This is a genomic window from Vaginisenegalia massiliensis (assembly GCF_900604935.1).
Taxonomy (GTDB): Bacteria; Bacillota; Bacilli; order Lactobacillales; family Aerococcaceae; genus Vaginisenegalia; species Vaginisenegalia massiliensis.
In genome coordinates this window covers 1-5,267 of the sequence record NZ_UWPC01000018.1, presented here as the reverse complement: position 1 = coordinate 5,267, position 5,267 = coordinate 1, and the positions used below count along the sequence as shown (strand labels likewise).

Genomic DNA, 5,267 nt, shown 5'->3' with positions numbered 1-5,267 from the left:
GCGAGACAGCAACGCTCATTGAAAACTGAACAAAGACAAACACCAAGATGTGTAAGGGATCTATTCAAACGAGTAGATACAACCCGAATATAATTCGAGAACAGGAAGCAAACCTGTCAAAAAAATAACCAAGCTAGTGAATAACGAGCAAAGAGCTCAAACAATCTTTCATGAGAGTTTGATCCTGGCTCAGGATGAACGCTGGCGGCGTGCCTAATACATGCAAGTCGAACGAACGGAGATGGAGCTTGCTCCATCAAAGTTAGTGGCGCACGGGTGAGTAACACGTGGGGAACCTACCCTCTGGCGGGGGATAACAGTCGGAAACGATTGCTAAGACCGCATAGAACGGTAAGTCACATGGCTAACCGAGGAAAAATGGCTTTTGCTATTACCAGAGGATGGCCCCGCGGTGCATTAGTTAGTTGGTAGGGTAACGGCCTACCAAGACGATGATGCATAGCCGACCTGAGAGGGTGATCGGCCACATTGGGACTGAGACACGGCCCAAACTCCTACGGGAGGCAGCAGTAGGGAATCTTCCGCAATGGGCGAAAGCCTGACGGAGCAACGCCGCGTGAGTGAAGAAGGTCTTCGGATCGTAAAGCTCTGTTGTTAGAGAAGAACGGCTTCTATAGTAACTGATAGGAGTGTGACGGTATCTAACCAGAAAGCCACGGCTAACTACGTGCCAGCAGCCGCGGTAATACGTAGGTGGCAAGCGTTATCCGGATTTATTGGGCGTAAAGGGAGCGCAGGCGGTGACTTAAGTCTGATGTGAAAGCCCACGGCTCAACCGTGGAGGGTCATTGGAAACTGGGTCACTTGAGTGCAGAAGAGGAAAGTGGAATTCCATGTGTAGCGGTGAAATGCGTAGATATATGGAGGAACACCAGTGGCGAAGGCGACTTTCTGGTCTGTAACTGACGCTGAGGCTCGAAAGCGTGGGGAGCAAACAGGATTAGATACCCTGGTAGTCCACGCCGTAAACGATGAGTGCTAAGTGTTGGAGGGTTTCCACCCTTCAGTGCTGGAGTTAACGCAATAAGCACTCCGCCTGGGGAGTACGACCGCAAGGTTGAAACTCAAAGGAATTGACGGGGACCCGCACAAGCGGTGGAGCATGTGGTTTAATTCGAAGCAACGCGAAGAACCTTACCAGGTCTTGACATCTGCTGCATAGCCTAGAGATAGGTGAAATCCTTCGGGACAGCAAGACAGGTGGTGCATGGTTGTCGTCAGCTCGTGTCGTGAGATGTTGGGTTAAGTCCCGCAACGAGCGCAACCCCTATAACTAGTTGCCAGCATTGAGTTGGGGACTCTAGTTAGACTGCCGGTGACAAACCGGAGGAAGGTGGGGATGACGTCAAATCATCATGCCCCTTATGACCTGGGCTACACACGTGCTACAATGGATGGTACAACGAGCAGCGAACTCGCGAGGGTAAGCGAATCTCTAAAAGCCATTCTCAGTTCGGATTGCAGGCTGCAACTCGCCTGCATGAAGCCGGAATCGCTAGTAATCGCGGATCAGCACGCCGCGGTGAATACGTTCCCGGGTCTTGTACACACCGCCCGTCACACCACGAGAGTTTGTAACACCCGAAGCCGGTGGCCTAACCATTAGGAGGGAGCCGTCGAAGGTGGGATAGATGATTGGGGTGAAGTCGTAACAAGGTAGCCGTATCGGAAGGTGCGGCTGGATCACCTCCTTTCTAAGGAGAAATGGAACCTTATACACGGAATTGTCTTTGTTTAGTTTTGAGTGAGCGAAAGTTTACTCANATACGTTCCCGGGTCTTGTACACACCGCCCGTCACACCACGAGAGTTTGTAACACCCGAAGCCGGTGGCCTAACCATTAGGAGGGAGCCGTCGAAGGTGGGATAGATGATTGGGGTGAAGTCGTAACAAGGTAGCCGTATCGGAAGGTGCGGCTGGATCACCTCCTTTCTAAGGAGAAATGGAACCTTATACACGGAATTGTCTTTGTTTAGTTTTGAGTGAGCGAAAGTTTACTAAACTTTGATCATTGAAAACTGAATAACACAACAAAACATACTGATATGAGTTATCTCGATGCGAGTGATTCATATTGAAAAAAGTATAATGAACCGAGAATTAAACCGAGTTTCGTACGAAAGTATGAAACAAAAACAAGCGCGAAAAAGTGGTTAAGAAACAAAGGGCGCACGGTGAATGCCTTGGCACTAGGAGCCGATGAAGGACGGGACTAACACCGATATGCTTAGGGGAGCTGTAAGTAAGCTAAGATCCTGAGATTTCCGAATGGGGGAACCCAACATCTGAAGGGATGTTACACGTAAGTGAGGTAGACGCAGAGAACTGAAACATCTAAGTACCTGCAGGAAGAGAAAGAAAAATCGATTCCCTGAGTAGCGGCGAGCGAAACGGGAAGAGCCCAAACCAGTGTGCATGCACACTGGGGTTGTAGGACTCAGCTGTGATGATAGATTGATAGTAGAAGCTAATGGGAAGTAGCGCGAGACAGGGTGAGAGCCCCGTATACGAAATCAATCGACCCATCTATGAGTATCCTGAGTACGGCGGGACACGAGAAATCCCGTCGGAATCCACCAGGACCATCTGGTAAGGCTAAATACTCCCTAGTGACCGATAGTGAACCAGTACCGTGAGGGAAAGGTGAAAAGCACCCCGGGAGGGGAGTGAAAGAGTACCTGAAACCGTGTGCTTACAAGTAGTCAGAGCCCGTTAATGGGTGATGGCGTACCTTTTGTAGAATGGACCGGCGAGTGACGATAGTTGGCGAGGTTAAGTTGAAGAAACGGAGCCGTAGCGAAAGCGAGTCTGAATAGGGCGAAAGTCAGGTGTCGTCGACCCGAAACCAAGTGACCTACCCATGAGCAGGTTGAAGGTGTGGTGAAACGCACTGGAGGACCGAACCAGGACACGTTGAAAAGTGTTTGGATGACTTGTGGGTAGCGGAGAAATTCCAATCGAACTTGGAGATAGCTGGTTCTCTCCGAAATAGCTTTAGGGCTAGCCTCAGAGTAAGAGTCATGGAGGTAGAGCACTGTTTGAACTAGGGGGGCTCACGCCTTACCGAATTCAGATAAACTCCGAATGCCAAGGACTCATCTCTGGGAGTCAGACTGCGAGTGATAAGATCCGTAGTCGAAAGGGAAACAGCCCAGACCATCAGCTAAGGTCCCAAAGTAACTGTTAAGTGGAAAAGGATGTGGAGTTGCACAGACAACTAGGATGTTGGCTCAGAAGCAGCCACCATTTAAAGAGTGCGTAATAGCTCACTAGTCGAGTGACTCTGCGCCGAAAATGTACCGGGGCTAAACAGTACACCGAAGCTATGGATTCAAATTAATTTGAGTGGTAGGAGAGCGTTCTAAGGGCGGAGAAGCAGTATCGTAAGAAGCTGTGGAGCGCTTAGAAGTGAGAATGCCGGTATAAGTAGCGAAAGACGGGTGAGAATCCCGTCCACCGATAGACTAAGGTTTCCAGGGGAAGGCTCGTCCTCCCTGGGTTAGTCGGGACCTAAGCCGAAGCCGATAGGCGTAGGCGATGGACAACAGGTAGAGATTCCTGTACTTGGTTAAGACGTTTGAACGATGGAGGGACACAGGAGGCAATGTTACGCAGGCTGATGGATATGCCTGTAGAAGCATCAAGTTTTGGTAAGAGTCAAATGCTTTTACCTCTAAGAATGAGGTGTGACCTGGAGCGAACTAAAGTAGCGAAGGTAACTAGTCAAACTGTCGAGAAAAGCTTCTAGTGAGTCTTAATTAACCCGTACCGCAAACCGACACAGGTAGTCAAGTGGAGAACACTGAGGTGAGCGAGCGAACTCTCGTTAAGGAACTCGGCAAAATGACCCCGTAACTTCGGGAGAAGGGGTGCTGATCGCAAGATCAGCCGCAGTGAATAGGCCCAAGCAACTGTTTATCAAAAACACAGGTCTCTGCAAAATCGAAAGATGACGTATAGGGGCTGACGCCTGCCCGGTGCTGGAAGGTTAAGAGGAGTTGTAAGCGCAAGCGAAGCAATGAATTGAAGCCCCAGTAAACGGCGGCCGTAACTATAACGGTCCTAAGGTAGCGAAATTCCTTGTCGGGTAAGTTCCGACCCGCACGAAAGGCGTAATGATTTGGGCACTGTCTCAACGAGAGACTCGGTGAAATTATAGTACCTGTGAAGATGCAGGTTACCCGCGACAGGACGGAAAGACCCCATGGAGCTTTACTGTAGCTTGATATTGAGTGTTTGTGTGGCATGTACAGGATAGGTAGGAGCCGATGAAGTGTGAACGCCAGTTTACACAGAGGCGCTGGTGGGATACTACCCTTGTGATATGAACCCTCTAACCCACGTAAAGAAAACGGGGAACAGTGTCAGGTGGGCAGTTTGACTGGGGCGGTCGCCTCCTAAAAGGTAACGGAGGCGCCCAAAGGTTCCCTCAGAATGGTTGGAAATCATTCGAAGAGTGCAAAGGCATAAGGGAGCTTGACTGCGAGACCAACAAGTCGAGCAGGGACGAAAGTCGGGCTTAGTGATCCGGTGGTTCCGCATGGAAGGGCCATCGCTCAACGGATAAAAGCTACCCTGGGGATAACAGGCTTATCTCCCCCAAGAGTTCACATCGACGGGGAGGTTTGGCACCTCGATGTCGGCTCATCGCATCCTGGGGCTGAAGTCGGTCCCAAGGGTTGGGCTGTTCGCCCATTAAAGCGGTACGCGAGCTGGGTTCAGAACGTCGTGAGACAGTTCGGTCCCTATCCGTCGCGGGCGTAGGAAATTTGAGAAGAGCTATCCTTAGTACGAGAGGACCGGGATGGACACACCGCTGGTGTACCAGTTGTTCTGCCAAGAGCATCGCTGGGTAGCTATGTGTGGGATGGATAAGCGCTGAAAGCATCTAAGCGCGAAGCCAGCTTCAAGATGAGATTTCCCATTCTTTGGAAGTAAGACCCCTGAGAGACGATCAGGTAGATAGGCTAGAAGTGGAAGTACAGTGATGTATGGAGCGGACTAGTACTAATCGGTCGAGGACTTAACCACGATTTGGTTTGAGGTTCAAGAGTTTTGTAGGTTATTCAGTTTTGAGTGGTGGAAGCATCATTCAAAGACAAACGCGACACCTGTGTGGTGATGATGGCAAGAAGGACACACCTGTTCCCATTCCGAACACAGCAGTTAAGCTTCTTAGCGCCGATGGTAGTTGGACCTTTGGTCCTGTGAGAGTAGGACGTTGCCATGCAGGGTGTTTGTTTGTT

The 5,267-nt window shown here is 50.2% G+C and carries 3 rRNA genes; all 3 read left to right on the top strand.

Features of this window, described 5'->3' with window-relative positions:
- Positions 1-166: 166 nt before the first annotated feature.
- The 3 genes from EIH20_RS08485 to rrf all read left to right on the top strand — a co-directional run bounded on the left by EIH20_RS08485 (position 167) and on the right by rrf (position 5,251).
- Positions 167-1,715, top strand: a 16S ribosomal RNA gene (locus EIH20_RS08485).
- Positions 1,716-2,172: 457 nt separating this feature from the next.
- Positions 2,173-5,052: ribosomal RNA gene (locus EIH20_RS08480) — 23S ribosomal RNA — on the top strand.
- Positions 5,053-5,135: 83 nt separating this feature from the next.
- Positions 5,136-5,251, top strand: a 5S ribosomal RNA gene (gene rrf, locus EIH20_RS08475).
- The 16S, 23S and 5S rRNA genes sit together here, the layout of an rRNA operon.
- Positions 5,252-5,267 lie beyond the last annotated feature (16 nt).